The organism is Paraflavitalea sp. (assembly GCF_059502485.1).
This window is the reverse complement of record NZ_JCACET010000008.1, coordinates 1,342,864-1,358,819: the sequence shown is the minus strand read 5'-3', so window position 1 is coordinate 1,358,819 and position 15,956 is coordinate 1,342,864. Positions and strand designations below refer to the sequence as shown.

General features: G+C 47.0%; 14 protein-coding genes. 7 read left to right on the top strand and 7 right to left on the bottom strand.

The genetic code is table 11. The features are described from left to right. Positions 1-62: 62 nt before the first annotated feature. A complete protein-coding gene (locus AC5JBY_RS08340) occupies positions 63-2,969 on the bottom strand; it encodes a leucine--tRNA ligase (protein WP_495904111.1) in 2,907 nt (968 codons plus the stop codon). Between the two features lie 244 nt (positions 2,970-3,213). Between AC5JBY_RS08340 and AC5JBY_RS08335 the strand changes: the two genes are divergently transcribed. The 5 genes from AC5JBY_RS08335 to AC5JBY_RS08315 all read left to right on the top strand — a co-directional run bounded on the left by AC5JBY_RS08335 (position 3,214) and on the right by AC5JBY_RS08315 (position 7,533). Beyond that, entirely contained in the window at positions 3,214-4,089 is an 876-nt protein-coding gene (locus AC5JBY_RS08335) for a cell division protein FtsX (protein ID WP_495904110.1), read from the top strand. A 58-nt stretch (positions 4,090-4,147) separates the two neighbouring features. After that, the gene (locus AC5JBY_RS08330) at positions 4,148-4,402 is read left to right on the top strand and encodes a DUF3098 domain-containing protein (RefSeq protein ID WP_495904109.1); all 255 of its coding nucleotides are present in this window, start codon (positions 4,148-4,150) and stop codon (positions 4,400-4,402) included. A gap of 101 nt (positions 4,403-4,503) precedes the next feature. Then, complete coding sequence (locus tag AC5JBY_RS08325) at positions 4,504-5,337, top strand: undecaprenyl-diphosphate phosphatase (protein ID WP_495904108.1); 834 nt, start codon at positions 4,504-4,506, stop codon at positions 5,335-5,337. 52 nt (positions 5,338-5,389) lie between these two features. Continuing rightward, positions 5,390-6,694, top strand: a complete 1,305-nt coding sequence (locus tag AC5JBY_RS08320; RefSeq protein WP_495904107.1) for an MFS transporter — start codon at positions 5,390-5,392, stop codon at positions 6,692-6,694. Then, the gene (locus tag AC5JBY_RS08315; RefSeq protein WP_495904106.1) at positions 6,694-7,533 is read left to right on the top strand and encodes an MBL fold metallo-hydrolase; all 840 of its coding nucleotides are present in this window, start codon (positions 6,694-6,696) and stop codon (positions 7,531-7,533) included. The genes AC5JBY_RS08320 and AC5JBY_RS08315 overlap by 1 nt, the downstream gene beginning before the upstream one ends. Before the next feature lie 66 nt (positions 7,534-7,599). Here AC5JBY_RS08315 and AC5JBY_RS08310 read toward each other — a convergent pair whose 3' ends face one another. Beyond that, the gene (locus AC5JBY_RS08310) at positions 7,600-8,466 is read right to left on the bottom strand and encodes a DUF3108 domain-containing protein (protein WP_495904105.1); all 867 of its coding nucleotides are present in this window, start codon (positions 8,464-8,466) and stop codon (positions 7,600-7,602) included. A 55-nt stretch (positions 8,467-8,521) separates the two neighbouring features. Then, positions 8,522-9,478: a lysylphosphatidylglycerol synthase domain-containing protein gene (locus AC5JBY_RS08305; RefSeq protein ID WP_495904104.1), complete on the bottom strand. Its 957-nt coding sequence runs from the start codon at positions 9,476-9,478 to the stop codon at positions 8,522-8,524. A 68-nt stretch (positions 9,479-9,546) separates the two neighbouring features. On the opposite strand from AC5JBY_RS08305, the gene ruvC reads away from it, so the two are divergent. After that, positions 9,547-10,125, top strand: a complete 579-nt coding sequence (gene ruvC, locus AC5JBY_RS08300; RefSeq protein WP_495904103.1) for a crossover junction endodeoxyribonuclease RuvC — start codon at positions 9,547-9,549, stop codon at positions 10,123-10,125. Positions 10,126-10,164: 39 nt separating this feature from the next. Here the strand turns inward: ruvC and AC5JBY_RS08295 are convergent, their stop codons facing one another. From AC5JBY_RS08295 to AC5JBY_RS08280, 4 genes are all read right to left on the bottom strand, one after another. Continuing rightward, positions 10,165-10,623, bottom strand: coding sequence for an HIT family protein (locus AC5JBY_RS08295; protein WP_495904102.1), 459 nt, complete (start codon positions 10,621-10,623; stop codon positions 10,165-10,167). Positions 10,624-10,688: 65 nt separating this feature from the next. Beyond that, the gene (gene greA / locus AC5JBY_RS08290) at positions 10,689-11,162 is read right to left on the bottom strand and encodes a transcription elongation factor GreA (protein WP_495904101.1); all 474 of its coding nucleotides are present in this window, start codon (positions 11,160-11,162) and stop codon (positions 10,689-10,691) included. A 257-nt stretch (positions 11,163-11,419) separates the two neighbouring features. After that, positions 11,420-12,343 carry an NAD(P)-dependent oxidoreductase gene (locus AC5JBY_RS08285; protein ID WP_495904100.1) on the bottom strand — a complete coding sequence of 308 codons (924 nt, stop codon included), beginning with the start codon at positions 12,341-12,343 and terminating at the stop codon, positions 11,420-11,422. Positions 12,344-12,358: 15 nt separating this feature from the next. Beyond that, on the bottom strand, positions 12,359-15,154 hold the full coding sequence (locus tag AC5JBY_RS08280) for an alpha/beta hydrolase family protein (RefSeq protein ID WP_495904099.1): 2,796 nt from the start codon (positions 15,152-15,154) through the stop codon (positions 12,359-12,361). Positions 15,155-15,392: 238 nt separating this feature from the next. Between AC5JBY_RS08280 and AC5JBY_RS08275 the strand changes: the two genes are divergently transcribed. Further along, positions 15,393-15,869 (top strand): hypothetical protein, encoded by a 477-nt coding sequence (locus AC5JBY_RS08275; protein ID WP_495904098.1) that lies wholly within the window; start codon positions 15,393-15,395, stop codon positions 15,867-15,869. Positions 15,870-15,956: the final 87 nt, after the last annotated feature.

The window sequence follows — 15,956 nt, the reverse complement described above, 5'->3', positions numbered from 1 at the left end:
TGTATTTTACCCCGGCCCTAAAGGGACCGGGCAATTCCGTTTGATATACTTACGACTCACTTCTACACTACCACATTCACCATTCTGCCCTTCACATACACTACTTTCTTGTGGGGCTTGCCTTCCATCCACTTTTGGATGACATCGTTGGACAATACGATCTTCTCTACATCGTCCTGTGCGGCGTCCATTGCGATGTTGATGGTGGTGCGTACTTTACCGTTTACTGAAACCGGGTATTCTTTGTTGCTTTCTACCAGGTATTTGGGTTCGAACTTTGGATATTCGGCATCCAGGATAGAGGTAGTGTTGCCCAACAAATGCCACAGTTCCTCGCTCACGTGTGGCGCATAGGGCGTAAGTAATACAAGTAATGGCTGGAGGATCTCTTTCTTGTTACATTTCAGATCGGCCAGGTCATTAACGGCGATCATAAATGAGCTCACTGCTGTATTGAAAGAGAATCTTTCGGTATCTTCTTCGATGCGCTTGATGGCTTTGTGTAATACTTTCCAATCTGCGTCTGTAGGTGCTTCTGTATTCCAAATCTGCCCCTTCATTTCATCATAGAACAAGCGCCACAGTTTCTTCAGGAAGCGGTGCACGCCTTCAATGCCTTTGGTATCCCAAGGCTTGCTCATCTCTACAGGGCCGAGGAACATTTCGTACATACGGAAAGTGTCGGCGCCGTATTTATCCACCAGTATATCGGGGTTGACAGTGTTAAACTTGCTCTTACTCATTTTCTCTACTTCCGATCCACAGATATACTTCCCGTCTTCGAGTATGAATTCGGCGTTGGCATATTCGTGCCGCCATTTCTTAAATGATTCGGTATCCAGCTCAACTCCATCTACAATGTTTACATCCACATGTAATGGTGCTACTTCAACACCGATCCCAATGAAGGAAACTTCACCTAATCCCAGTTCTTTGATGCGACCGGTCACCGTATCCTTGACTTGCAGGATCGCGTCTTCATCTCCACTTTGTATCCGGTCAACCAATCCTTTCGAAATGAAGAAGGAAGGGAATTTAGATGCATCAGTGGTCTCTGTCAATATGGTCTGCCACACAAACCTGTACACAAATCTTGAGCTTCCTTGTATCATGCCCTGGTTTACCAGTTTCTTGTAGGGCTCATCATGGCCTATATAACCAAGATCGTACAGGGCTTTTGTCCACATGCGGCTGTAGAGCAAGTGACCTACGGCGTGTTCTGTTCCACCAATGTACAGGTCAACCTGTCCCCAGTAGTCACTCACTTTGCGGTCGCAGAAGGTAGTGTCGTTGTTGGGGTCCATGTAGCGGAGGAAGTACCAACTGCTGCCGGCATAGCCGGGCATGGTAGAGCTTTCACGCTCGCCGCCGATAGGGGATGATTTTATCCACTCCGGCAGGTTGCTCAATGGCCCCTCTCCTTCTGCACCTGGCTTTATCTTATCGATATGCGGCAATAGTACCGGCAATTCGCTTTCGGACAAAGGATAGGCAACGCCTTCTTTCCAGGCAATGGGGAACGGCTCGCCCCAATAGCGCTGGCGGCTGAAAGCTGCATCCCGCATCTTGTAGTTTACCTTACGTGTTCCAATGCCTATCTCTTCTATTTTCTTAAGGGCTGCTTCTATTGCGTCGCGCATCATCAATCCGTTCAGGAAGCCGGAGTTCTCCAGGATGGCATCCTTGGTGGGGTTGGCTTCTTCGCCATTGTAATGGCTACCGATGATGTTGGTGATGGGAATATTGAAGTATCTGGCAAACTTAAAGTCGCGCTCGTCGCCACAGGGCACAGCCATGATAGCGCCGGTACCATATCCTGCTAATACGTATTCAGAGATCCATACGGGTATTTCGCGACCGTCGAATGGATTGAGCACATAAGCGCCGGTGAACACACCGGATATTTTCTTCTCGGCCATGCGCTCGCGCTCGCTACGGCTCTTTACATAAGCGATATAATCTTCTACTGCCTGCTTTTGCTCAGGGGTAGTGATCTGATCGATCAAGTCATGCTCGGGTGCAATGACCATGAAGTCTACGCCGAAGATGGTATCGGGTCTTGTTGTATAAACAGTAAGCTGCGAAGCTGAGCCTTTGAAGGCAAAGCTGATCTCAGCACCGTAGCTCTTACCTATCCAGTTGCTTTGCATTTCTTTCATGGCGTCGCTGAACTCGATGCGCTCCAGACCCTCTAATAAACGGTCAGCATATTCTGTGATGCGCAGGTACCACTGGCGCAGTTTCTTCTTTACCACCGGAAAGCCACCGCGTTCGCTCACGCCGTTCACTACTTCATCATTGGCCAATACTGTACCTAATGCCTCGCACCAGTTCACTTCGCCATACCCACAAAAGGACAGGCGGTAGTCCATCAATATCTCCATCTGCTGGTGCTCGTCGAAGCCGACCCAGGTTTGCTCGTTGAAGCGGATGGATGAATTGCCAGGACAAGGATGGCTGGCATTGCCTTCTTTTTCAAACAGCTTCACCAGCTCAGCAATCGGTTCTGCTTTCTGGGTCTTGCGGTTGAACCAGCTATGAAAAAGCTGGAGGAATATCCATTGGGTCCATTTATAGTAGGAAGCGTCGGAAGTGTTTATTTCACGGTCCCAATCGTAACAGAAGCCGATATTATCGAGCTGGCGACGGAAGGTCTTGATGTTATCTGCTGTAGATACTGCAGGGTGGATGCCATGGTCGATGGCGTATTGTTCGGCTGGCAATCCGAAGGCGTCGCATCCCATTGGGTGGAGCACGTTGAATCCTTTGAGTCTTTTGTACCGGGCAAATATATCGCTGGCGATGTAGCCGAGTGGGTGCCCCACATGCAGGCCGACACCACTTGGGTAAGGGAACATATCCAGCACATAATATTTAGGCCGGTCGCTTGTATTGCTTACTTTGTATGCGTTGGTCTCTTTCCAGGTCTTTTGCCATTTCTTCTCGATATGGCTGAATTTGTATTCCATATATCTCCTTACGATTCAGATTTTTTAATGGTATTATTCTTGCATCCGGGTTCAGGCTGAAAAGGTTATGTACGAGTCGAATGTTTTCGTTGAGGAAACGTTAAAAGGCGTTGCCCCGAAAAATTTTTCCGGCTCCACAACCGTTAGTAGGGCGTCAAAAATACGGATTATCCGGCTTAAGCAGGATAAAACCGCTATTTTTGCCGTTATCTGTTTATTACTAACCCATCAAAATCATTGTTTCATGGCGCAATTAGGAAAAGGGTCGGCCAGGCGTTCTAAACCATCTTATTTCATGGCTATTTTGGGGGTAACCATCGTGCTTTTCTTTGTAGGCATCTTTGGTTGGCTGTTGCTTAATGCCCGCCAATATACGGAAGAGATGAAGGAGGACGTGAAGGTGCAGATATTCCTGCGGAAGAACATCACCCCACAGGATGTGGAGACCCTGAAAGCCTATATCGCCGCCCAGCCATATACCAAATCATACGAATATATCGATAAGGAGACGGCCAAACAACGGTGGCTGAAGAGCGGGGAAAACGACTTCAAGGAGTTGCTGGACGAGAATCCCCTGCCTGCTTCTTTCGACCTGAACCTGAAGGGTAATTATGTTCAGAAGGATAGTGTAACATCTATCAAAACCGACCTGGAAAAGCAGTCTATGGTGGTGGAGAGTGTCCAATATCCCACTTTCGTGGTGGAAAAAATGGGCTCTTCGGTGCGGGTGGGTCTGATCGTATTCGCCATCCTGGCGGGTTTATTCTGTATTTTCTCCATCGTGCTCATCGATAATACCATCCGGCTGGCGATGTACAGCAACCGGTTCATCATCAAAACGATGCAAATGGTGGGGGCTACCCGCGGTTTTATAGCCCGTCCCATGACCGTCCGGGCCATCATCAATGGTACTATTTCGGCCGTAATCGCTATCGCGATCATCTACGTGGTGATGATGTTGAGCGAGTATTTCCTGCCTTATCTGCGTGATCTGCGCGACAATGGCAAGCTGGTCCTGCTGTTCGCTTTTCTGGTACTGCTGGGCATCAGTATCTCACTTTTCAGCACCTACCGCAGCGTAGTGAAGTACCTGAAAATGAAGCTGGACGACCTATATTAATGGTAAACTTGTGGCTTGTAGCTAATTTCCTATATTGCAGCCCTAATTTTATTGGATAATGGCTGAAAAGATATCAACCGAAAAGAAAACGCTCAATACGCTGTTTGGTAAAGAAAACTACCTCTGGATCCTGGCCGGACTGGTAGTGATGTTGCTGGGCCTTCTGCTGATGGCAGGTGGTAACAGCAAAGACCCAAATGTTTTCAGCGATAATGATGTGTACAGCACCCGCCGCATTACTGTGGCTCCTATCCTCATCCTGCTTGGATTGGGCATCGAAGTTTTTGCTATTTTCCGCAAACCGAAAGCGTAGTTGATAAGTTCACAGGTTAACAAGTTGAAAGGGCACTTGATGTACCCTCCCTATTAACTTTTCAACTTATTAACTTTCCAACCTTCCAACTCTTACCCAATATGAATCTGATCCAGGCCATTATCATTGCAATTGTAGAGGGCATTACTGAATACTTACCTATTTCTTCCACCGGGCACATGATCATTGCCTCCAGCCTGATGGATATTCACAAGCAAGAGTTTACCAAGTTGTTTGAGGTGGCCGTTCAACTGGGCGCTATCCTGGCTGTAGTGGTACTGTACTGGCGGAAGTTCTTCGACTTCAAGCGCTGGCAATTTTATGTGAAACTGATCATTGCTGTGATCCCTGCCATTGCACTGGGCGCTTTGTTCTCCGATAAGATCGACGCTTTACTGGAAAGTCCTACTACGGTAGCTATTACTTTGCTGCTGGGTGGCGTTGTGCTGTTGTTTATCGATAAGATCTTCAACCAGCAGACCGGTAATAAGATAGAGACTGAAGAAAATATCAGCAATACCAAGGCTTTCTTTATCGGTATCTGGCAGTGCGTGGCCATGATCCCGGGTGTTAGCCGCAGTGCTGCCACCATTATTGGCGGTATGCAGCAGAAGCTGACCAGGAAGCTGGCGGCTGAGTTCTCCTTTTTCCTGGCCGTGCCTACCATGTGTGCAGCCACCGGCTATTCGCTGTTTGTAAAAGACTGGGGCACTGCCGGAGCCGAGCAAAAGGGGTATGAACTGATCTTAAGTTCTTCCGACAACCTGTATGCTTTTATCGTAGGCAATATCGTAGCTTTTGTAGTAGCCTTACTGGCTATCCGTTTTTTCATCGGCTTTTTACAGAAGCGTGGTTTCCGTTTATTTGGCTGGTACCGCATTATTGCGGGCATCATCCTGCTGATCCTGATCTATACCCGCGTGATTACCGAGTAGCGTGCAAGCCTCTGTGGCGTAGTGACTGTTTTATGTTATAAACCCTTCTGCCATGCAAACAGCTTCCAAAAAAGTAATCAATGGGTGGGCCATGTACGACTGGGCCAACTCGGTGTATAACCTGGTTATTACCACTACCTTTTTCCCGATCTATTTCAACGCGGCTACCAAGGATCATTTCAAGAGTGACGAGATATCCTTCCTGGGCAGAAGTTTTATCAACTCTGCGCTGTATAATTATGCTGTAGCCGCCGCCTACCTGATCATTGCTTTGTTGTATCCGGTTCTCACTTCTATTGCCGATACCAAAGGGAATAAGAAAGGGTTTATGCAATTCTTTTGTTACATGGGGGCCATCGGGTGCAGTGCACTGTACTTTTTCAAGGGGGCCAATGTAGAGTTTGGAGTATTCTTTTTCATGTTGGCTGCCATTGGTTATTGCGGCAGTCTTGTGTTTTATAATTCTTATCTGCCTGAGATTGCCGCCGAAGCCGACAGGGACCGTATCAGTGCACGTGGCTATTCTTTTGGTTATATAGGGAGTGTCATTCTGCAAATTATCGGCTTTGTGCTGGTGCTCGTGTTGCCCAGCGCCGGGCTTGCCTCCCGCCTTACTTTCCTGCTTACCGGTATTTGGTGGCTGGGGTTTGCCCAGATCACTTTCCGGGTGTTGCCTGCCTCTATTCCTTCTATTCAAAAGCAGGGTGGCGGCATTCTGAAAGATAGCTTTACCGAGATCAAAAAGGTTTATGGACAGGTAAAACTGATGCCTGTATTGAAGCGTTTCCTCCGTGGCTTTTTCTTCTACAGTATGGGTGTACAAACGGTGATGTTGGCAGCTACTATGTTTGGGAGCAAGCTGCTGGGCCTGAACGAGACGAAGCTGATCATTACTGTAGTGATCATCCAGCTTGTGGCTATTATCGGCGCCTGGGGCATGTCGAGGTTGTCGGCCATTTATGGTAACCTTAAGGTGTTGATGGGGGTGGTGATTTTGTGGATATTCATCTGCGTAGCTGCTTATTATACGGCTGTTCTCAAAGAGCAGGGCACAGATCCCGAATACTTTTTTTATGGCCTCGCGGTAGCAGTAGGCCTGGTGATGGGTGGTATTCAATCTCTGAGCCGGTCGACTTATTCCAAGCTAATGCCTGAGACAAAGGATACTGCCTCTTTCTTCAGTTATTATGATCTGACGGAAAAGATCGCCATCGTGATCGGCATGTTCAGTTTTGGGTATATTGAAGAATTAACGGGCAGTATGAAACAATCGGTACTGTCTTTGATTGCATTCTTTGCTATTGGGCTGATCTGGTTATATTCGGCACTGTATAAGCAACGACAAAAAGCTTCCTAATGAAACTACATTCTGTTCATACCGGCAATTTCAAGCTGGATGGTGGCGCCATGTTTGGCGTAGTTCCCAAATCTATCTGGAATAAACTGAATCCTGCAGATGATAACAATCTTTGCAGTTGGGCCATGCGTTGCCTGCTGATCGAAGAGGGCAACCGGCTTATCCTGGTGGATAACGGCATCGGCAATAAGCAGGATGCCAAGTTCATGGGGCATTACTACCTGCATGGGGATGATTCGCTGGATAGCTCCTTGCATAAGCTCGGCGTTAGCCGGGATGATATCACGGATGTGTTTCTTACGCACCTGCATTTTGATCATTGTGGCGGCAGTATTGTGCGGGAGGGCGACAAGCTGGTGCCTGCTTTCAGGAAGGCTACTTACTGGAGCAACCTACGTCATTGGGAATGGGCCACGCAGCCGAATGAGCGGGAAAAGGCTTCTTTCCTGAAGGATAATATTTTACCTATCGAGCAGAGTGGCCAGCTGAAGTTTATTGAACCGACCGACGGTATCATTTTCTCTACGCATATTTCTATCCGCTTCGTCAACGGTCATACCGACGCGATGATGTTGCCTCAGATCAGGTACAAGGACCGTACGATCGTTTTTATGGCCGATCTGCTGCCTTCTACCGGACATATCCCACTGCCGTATGTAATGGCTTATGATATGTTTCCGCTGACTACTTTACAGGAGAAGAAATCTTTCCTGACGGAAGCGGTGGAGAATGATTATATCCTCTTCTTTGAGCACGATCCTGTGCATGAATGTTGTACGCTGCAGATGACTGAAAAGGGCATCCGGTATAAGGACACTTTCAGGCTGGCTGATTTGTAACACGGTCTGGCCGCTGTGCAGGTTGTTGAGCCAGGTGCGTGTTAGCGGCCTGACCGGTGAATTGTATTAGCGCAGATCAATCAGTGAAGTAAGTTGGTGGCGCAGGTTGCGGTAGCTGATCATATCTACTTTTACGCTGCCTACGGAAATGGGACTTTCCACGCGCAGGGGCACATGGTTCTTGTCATCGCTTACCCATACTGTCATTTTCTCACCGCCTTCGAAGATCGTGCCTTTAATGAGCAGGGGCTTGAACTTAATGGCTTTGAATTTTCCGTATTTCGTCTTCACTGTTTCTTTGCCCAGGTAACGGATATACATTTCAAATACTTCTTTGTCGAGGAACAGGGAGAAGTTGATCTTGTCGTTGGGTTTGTATTTATCGAAGTCGATATTGCGTGCGTAGTAAATGGCGCTCACGACATCCTGTATACAGGCTGGCACTTTGAATACGCCATCATTGGTAACGGCTGCATTGGTTGTTTTGTTGAAGGTCACATTCTCGTACTTCTTGTAGCTGCCCTCGTTTACGTTGCGCACAAAACGGTATGGCTGGAAGGTAGCGGTATCGAGGTAGGTTTCATACTTATCGCGCACTTTGAAGATACCATCGTAAAAAGGATAGGTCTTGCCCTCTCCTATGATATGGTATACCGGCCTGTTATTGAAGTTTTCAATATTGGTCCTGAATGTTGCTTCTCCTGCACCAAAGTAGGCTCCTACTACTGTGTAGAACACTTTGTAGGTTAGTAGTTCGCTGGCCTGGAAAGCAGTATTGCGGACATCGCAAAAGCCGTCAACTTTATCGCTCTTCTCTGTCTGCGGGTCTTTACCTTCCTGTGGAACATTACCAGCCTGCGAACCAATACCTGCCTGTATGGGGAAGGTGCTGATGGTGAGCAGGAAGAAAGCCAAAATTCGATAGATTTTCATGCAACAATCTTATTCTTATAATAATATCTGACCAATATTGCCTGGAGAGCATGCCTTATTTGTTTTTGAAGATACGGATTCCTAAAATTAGCAAACTACCAATCAAGGCAGGTATTACCAAATTGATAATCCATACAGACAACGAAGTAGCCAGTACCCCCCATGTGTTGGTACTAAAAAATTGTACCAACTCGATGCTGGCTTTCCAGCGCACACCCAACTCTGTGATGACTGCAATGGTAGGGACAACTGCCAATACCAGGAAAACCACCCCAATGGAGGCAAATACCTGTATGGGAGTCAAAGTGACATCAAAAACAGCAAAGAGCAAATAATATTGCCCGATAAAGACCAGATAGCGGGCTACTGATAAAGACAAAATGCGGAGCAGGATAGTTGCGTTAAAGGAATCTAAAACACGGATATAGCGTACAAACCGCTCAATCTTTGGTATTTTTTCGACCCATTTTACGAGCCATGCCAGCCGGAAATAAAATAATGTTAAAATAAGGGTGCCGAGTGCCGTGACCGACAGGAGGGTATTGATCCAGAATAGCAGGGAGGTGTCAACCGGCTGCCGGGCAGCGATGACATTTTTCATGTAGAGAAGACCACCAAGTCCTGCTATGAGTGTAACGAGCAACTGGGCTATGCTGCACACGATGGTGAGGGAGATGGCCTGGATACGATTATTCTCGTTTATATACAGTATGCGCCCTACGTATTCGCCAATGCGATTGGGGGTAAAAAAGGCCATCGTAGTGCCTGTGAAGATGGCTTTCAATGACTGGAAGAAGGAGATTGGCTGCACGCGCAGGATGACGACCTGCCACTTACGGGCCTCGATGCCCCAGTTGACCAGCATGAGCAAGATGGCCAGCCATAATTTCCAGATGCCTTCACCTGCTAATGCATGCCGGATATGCTGAAATGATTCTTTCCAATTGGGCTGTCGCTGTAACTGAAGGTAAATGGACCATGCCAGCAGGCAGAACACCAACGGGCCGATCACATAGTTGAGGATTATTTTGATATTTTTGTTCAGTGGCTATAACTAAATGAGGTACAAAATAAACTGAATTGACCCACTCCTTGCAAAACTCGCCCAAAATAATTCTTGGCATCGACCCCGGTACGCTGATGATGGGGTATAGTATTATTGCCGCATCGGCCCGCCAAATCACGGTTCTTGAGATGAATGTATTGCGCTTGAGCGGCAAGAAGGACCACTATGAGCGGCTGCAGCTTATTCATCAAAAGATCACTGATCTTATCGTTTCTTTCAAACCTCAATATTTTGCCATCGAGGCTCCTTTCTTCGGTAAGAACGTTCAAAGTATGCTCAAGCTGGGCAGGGCGCAGGGTGTAGCTATTGCCGCTGCCATGGGCGCCGGCCTGACCGTTCACGAGTATTCACCTAAAAAGGTAAAGCAATCCATCACCGGCAATGGTAATGCGGATAAGGAACAGGTATGGAAAATGCTGCAAACGATCCTTACATTACAGGATACCGTTATTTCGCACCATGATATTTCCGACTCACTGGCCGTAGCTGTTTGTCACCACTACCAGGAGCGCATTGTAAAGCCTGCAGCCGGAAAAGCAAAGGGCTGGGAGGATTTTATCAAGGCGAATCCGGGGAGAGTGCGGGCGAAGTAGAATACAGTATACAGAATTCAGAAGCCTTTGATATGCACTTTACAGCTTCGACACGATCTTCTCTTGAATTGCCTTCAATTCTTCGGGCGACAGCTTCAGTTTACCGCGGGTGAAGTTGAGGTCGTCGGCACTGTTGATAGGCATCAGGTGCAGGTGGGCATGGGGCACTTCCAATCCTACTACCGACATACCGCAACGATTGCAGGGGAACGACTGTTCGAGGGCCCGTGCAATGGGTTGTGAGAATGTAAGTATAGCCGCCAGGTAGTCTTTGGGCATATCAAAAAACTTATCTACTTCTATTTTGGGAACTACCAATACGTGTCCTTCTACCAACGGAAAGATATCGAGGAAGGCAAAGAATTGATCGTTCTCTGCTATTTTATACGAGGGTATTTCCCCGGCTATGATCTTTGAAAAAATAGTCATACCACCAGTCATTTTAGCTATCAGGTTAATGAATGCAGATTTAAGTCGTATGAAAGAGAAGTCTTTCATGATAACAAAGCTAATAAAAAACCCCGCCGGTGGGCGGGGTCAATTATATGATCGTATGAATCTTATTATACGGTGATGTTTTCAATCTTGAACTTGATCACGCCTGCAGGTACCGTCACCTCAGCTACTTCTCCTACTGTTTTTCCCAACAATCCTTTTCCGATGGGAGAAGTGATAGATATCTTACCCAATTTAAGATCGGCTTCTTTTTCAGAAACGATCTGATAAGTGAGTTCTTTTTTAGTAGTCAGGTTCTTTAATGTGACTTTGGTGAGGATAGATACTTTGCTTGTATCAACATTATCGGCTTCCAGTATACGAGCGCTGGCCAGATCGCCTTCCAGCTTTTTAATTTTTGCTTCCAGGATGCCCTGGGCTTCTTTGGCAGCATCATACTCTGCATTTTCCTTCAGGTCTCCTTTTTCACGTGCTTCAGCAATTGCACGGGCAGCACCGGGTCTGTCTACCGTACGCATACGCAGCAATTCTTCTTTCATTTGCTCAAGTGTTTCTTTACTTACATATAAAACACTGCTCATATAAACCTCCTTATTTTTAGGCCGGGCGCCTATCCGGCTTCCGGTAACAGAAAAAAAGAACAACGCCTCAGGTATCCCGCTGAAGCGTTGCATGATTTGTAACTAAACAAAAATAGAACTTAATTTCGACATAATACTCCGTTAACATGGAATATTGTTCCAGCCGGGGCCTGTTTTTTGTGCTTGCCCCACCACCCCCTACCGTTATAAAGCATTATGATCCAATCGCATTTTGCGTAGAGCATACACAATGCTTATCAAATACCCAGCTTGTCCAGTACTACTTTGGCCATCTTGTAGAAGGCCTCGTGGCTGTAGCCGGCGATGTGGGGGGTGATCAACACATTGGGCTGCGCCAACAGCCAGTCGAGTTGTTGTTTTTCTTCTTCTGTATAGGTGGGTAATTTTTCGTTTTCCAACACGTCCAGTGCTGCGCCGGCAATCTTGCCGCTCTTCAATGCCCGTATGAGAGCAGCCGTATGGTGCACTTTGCCACGGGAGGTATTGATGAACCAGGGTGATCGTTCGAGCGCATTAAAGAAATCATCATTCGCATAATGAAACGTTTCTTCTGTCAACGGCAGGTGCATACTAATTACATCGGCATAACGCGCTACCTGTTCGGCGTTGGCTTCTTTCACCAATCCTTTGGCAAAGTCGAACTTGTATTTATCGTGTGCCAGGATAGTAACATCGAATGACGCCAGCACTTTTGCAAATGCGCCTCCGGTGTTTCCAAAGCCGATGATGCCCACTGTTTTACCGGTGAGCTCGGTGCCCCGGTTGAGGTCGCGCACCCACTTGCCTTCGCGTATTTCCTGCATGCTGCTGTTGAGCTTGTTCATCAGGTTGAGTAACATGCCCAATGCCTGCTCGCCTACTGCATTGCGGTTGCCTTCCGGACTGCTCACGCAGGTAATGCCTTTGCTTTGTGCGTAGGGTACATCGATCAACTCCATACCACTGCCCAGCCTGCCAATCCATTGCAATCTGCCTGCATTATCAAGCATGGGCTTGTCGATCTTCAAACGGGTAGTGACGATCAGTCCTGTAGCTTCTCCTATCTGTTGCAACAATTCTTCATAGGTGATCTGCGGCTGGTAATCTACTGTGTATCCTTTGAGCTGCAGTTGTTCCACGAGGTAATTGTGCACTTTTGCCGTAACGATAACTTTCTTCATTAGTTCTGAACGATCTTATTGTGATGATTTATTCTCTTTTTCCTGTGCTTTCATTTTCTCCAGGTAGCTGGTGCCTTCTTTGATCCAGGATGGTGCTGGCTTGCCCAAGAGGAAGTGATCGAACCATTCTTTCTGACGTTTCTGGTAATCGATCTGGTTTTCTTTTTTGGCCAGTCCATGGTTCTCATCTGCATATACCAGCATCACGTGTTCTTTTTGCATGCGGCGCATGGTACCATACATTTCAATGCCCTGGTGCCAGTCTACTGCACCGTCTTTATCGCCAAATGCCACCAGTAATGGTGTCTTGATCTTATCTGCATTGAACATAGGAGAGTTGCGGATGTGTGCCTCCATGCGCTCGTACCAGGGGCCGTCGAACCTTCCCTGGCTGGTCTCGAATATCTTCTGGTCGGGAATGCCGGAGTTCCAGTAGATAGACATGGACATGCTGATCAGGTCGGTGAGCGGCGCACCTGCGCAGGCAGCTTTGAAGAGGTTTGTTTGCGTGATGATGAAGGATGTTTGATAAGCGCCCCAACTATGGCCCATCAATCCGATCTTGTCTTTATCGATCATGCCTGTTTTCAACACTTGTTCTACTGCAGGCACCACACAATCTACTGCGCTTGTGCCGGGCTCATTGGTATCGTATACGATATCGGGCCTGAATACAAAGTACCCGTTCGTGGTAAAGTTTGTGGTGTTATAAGCGCTGCGAACTGATGGCGATGTATACATGTGTACCGTGTTGGACAGTATCTCGTAGATGTATACGATCATCGGATATTTTTTGCCGGGCTCATAGTTGGCAGGATAGAACAGGGCTCCCTGCATTTGCTTACCTTTTTTATTGGTAAAGCTTACCAGTTCGCTTTTGCCCCAATAATATTTTTCCTGTTGGGGATTGGTGGTTACTACTTTTTTATCGTCGCTGAATGTTTCTGTTACATAGAGCTCGGGCGATACATTGTAATCTTGTTTTGAATAGGTAAACACGTTGGCATCTTTTGCCTTCGTGAGCCTGCTGAGGTAGGCATCTTCAAACAGGAGTTTGGTGAGTTTGTTCTTTTCCAGTTTGAAGAAACCAAACTTCTTGCTTTTATCGCCATAAGCCGACATAAAGATGGGCTTAGTATCATCGATGAACGGATCTTCGAAGTCAAGCCTGTATACGCGGTACTGCACTTCTTCCTGTTCGCCATTGGTCAACTTGCGCGCTCCTTTACCGTCGGGGTTGACTGCCCAGATATTGTATTCATCGTAGATCAACAATTCTTTGTCGCCTTTGATCCATCCACCCAGGCCATAAGGAGGCTTGGTAGCAGGATGATCGTCGCGTACGTTCCAGAAGGTTCCACCTGTTTTTTCGGTGAGGTTGATGGCTTGTCCTGTAGCAACATTATAGCTCCACCAATGTTTGTCTTTGAAGTATGTGAGGTATTTCCCTTCTGGTGAAGGCTGAGGGCCGGTATAAAATCCTGCCAGCATTTTTTCGTACAACGGTTTCCGCTCGCCTGTCCGTGCATTTACGAGGTAGTAGTCTGCATAGTCTTCTTTGAAAGCGGGTTTGTATTTATCACTGTTGTAGACCACTGCCACTTTCCTGTTGTCGCTAAAAGTAGCATAGGGTATTTCTTTCTCTGCCAGCTGGAAGAATGTATTGTTATCGATGTTCCATACTGATTGGTAGCTCAGTTCTTTATCCTGCGTGTAGGTGAGTTTCTGGCGGGGCTGAATGTCTGTGTCTTTCCAATGCCAGATGTCTACGGCAGCCAGCTTGTCTTCTTTCTTCGCAGGTGCTGCTGCTACATTCTTTGTTGAATCGGATTTCTTATTAGTAGTATCTGTTTTTGTTTTGCTGGAGTCGGTCGCTTTTTTCTCGTCTTTCTTTGGCTTGGCTGTCCAGCTTTTGATACCGAAGTAGGCTGCATTCATATCATCGCTCAACACCAGGTTGGAGGTGTTGTTGATGCGCATGGTGTCGGGGAATCCTTTCTGGGTAGTGCTGTTGAATATCTTCAGTACCGGTGCTTTGTAGATGTTTACATAAGCATATACCATGGCGTTCTCTTCTTCGTATCCTTCTTTTTTAAAGGTCTTGTAGAATGCCAAGCCTTCGCCTTCCTTCTGCCAGGTGAGTTTGGAGAATTTGCAGGTATCGCTGGCGATTATTTTGAGGGAGTAGTTGTCGAGGTTGAACAGCTCAACGGAGTTGCCCGCCATGTTGGCCGACTCTACGATGTAGGCGAGGTAATCGCTCTTTTTGTTGAAAGCGTACGCGGTCACGTTGCCAATGGTGCGGGTGCTGCTATCGGCCAGCTTTTTGAGTAACAGTACTGCTCCTTTGTCTTTGTTTTCTTTGGGTGGCTCCAGGCTTATGGCGAGGAGTTTACCGCTGCGGGAAAAACGGAAGGCGCTCACGTCCTGAATGATCTCTTTCTTACCGGTGGCCAGGTTGAGCAGGCCCATTTTGTAGCGAATGGGTTGTTTCTGATCACGCAATCTTTCGGCTTCTTTAAAGGATACGCCGATCTGCCAGGCAATGTATTGGTTGTCTTTTGATAATTCGAAGTTGGTAGCAAACTCCAGTTTGTACAACTTGTTGGTTATCCGGTTTTTTACGTAGAGGGTATCGTTTTCTTCCTGGGATGCTACAATGTAGGCGATCCACTCGCCATTGGGTGATATATCGGCAAAGCTGAGGGTTTGCCATTTACCATAGTCATCCGGGGTCAGTTGTTTTTTCTGGGCATTAGTGACTGTTGCCAGGAAAAGGAAAAGGGTTAACAAGGAACCAACAAGTTTCATATTTTGACTGGGTTTAAGGGGCTAAAATACGGAATTGTAGGGGAAGGGGCCGGCAGTCGGCAATGGGGGATGAGTGTAGGATTGACAGTCCTGGACCGGCAGGTTGCTTACGCCGGGAAGCGGCAGTTTCTGCAAATCGTCAAGGTTACGGTTTCGTTCGTCAAAGTAATTATTTATGGGGCCATTTCTGCTACACATTTGTGGTGTACTATAATTATTCACCTCAAATGTATAGTTTATGAAATGCTTCAACAGTAATCGCATAGCAGCTAAAACCCTGGCGCTGCTTGCCGTATGTGCTACTTTATTTTCTTTCTCTTCGTATCGTGGTGGCGACAGCTTCAGTATTTTCCTGAACAACAAGCTGGTGTTTGAACAGCATGTACACATGAAGGAAGGGGTTAAAAGTTTTGAACTGGGCAAGGCTAATGCTAATGACCAGCTGAGTGTTTATTACAGTCATTGTGGTCAACCGGGTAAAGGGAGAAGTATAGCCATCAAGGATGAAAACAACAAGACGTTGAAGGAATGGCATTTTGGTGATGGCAACAGTGCCAAATCGAGCATGACTTGCAAAGTGGGTGACATCCTGAGTTTGCAAAAGAACAAGGCAGGAAAGTTGCAATTGTATTATTCTTCGAAAGAGTTGCCTAATGGTCATTTGCTGGCAGCTATCGTTGTAGGAGAGAAGAGTGGGAAGACGGCTTCCAAATAGCTACAAGCTTTGAGCTGCGAGCTACGAGCCGTTTGCTTCGATAGCAGATTTCTCACTCCGCTATCGCTCCGTTCGAAATGACAGCGT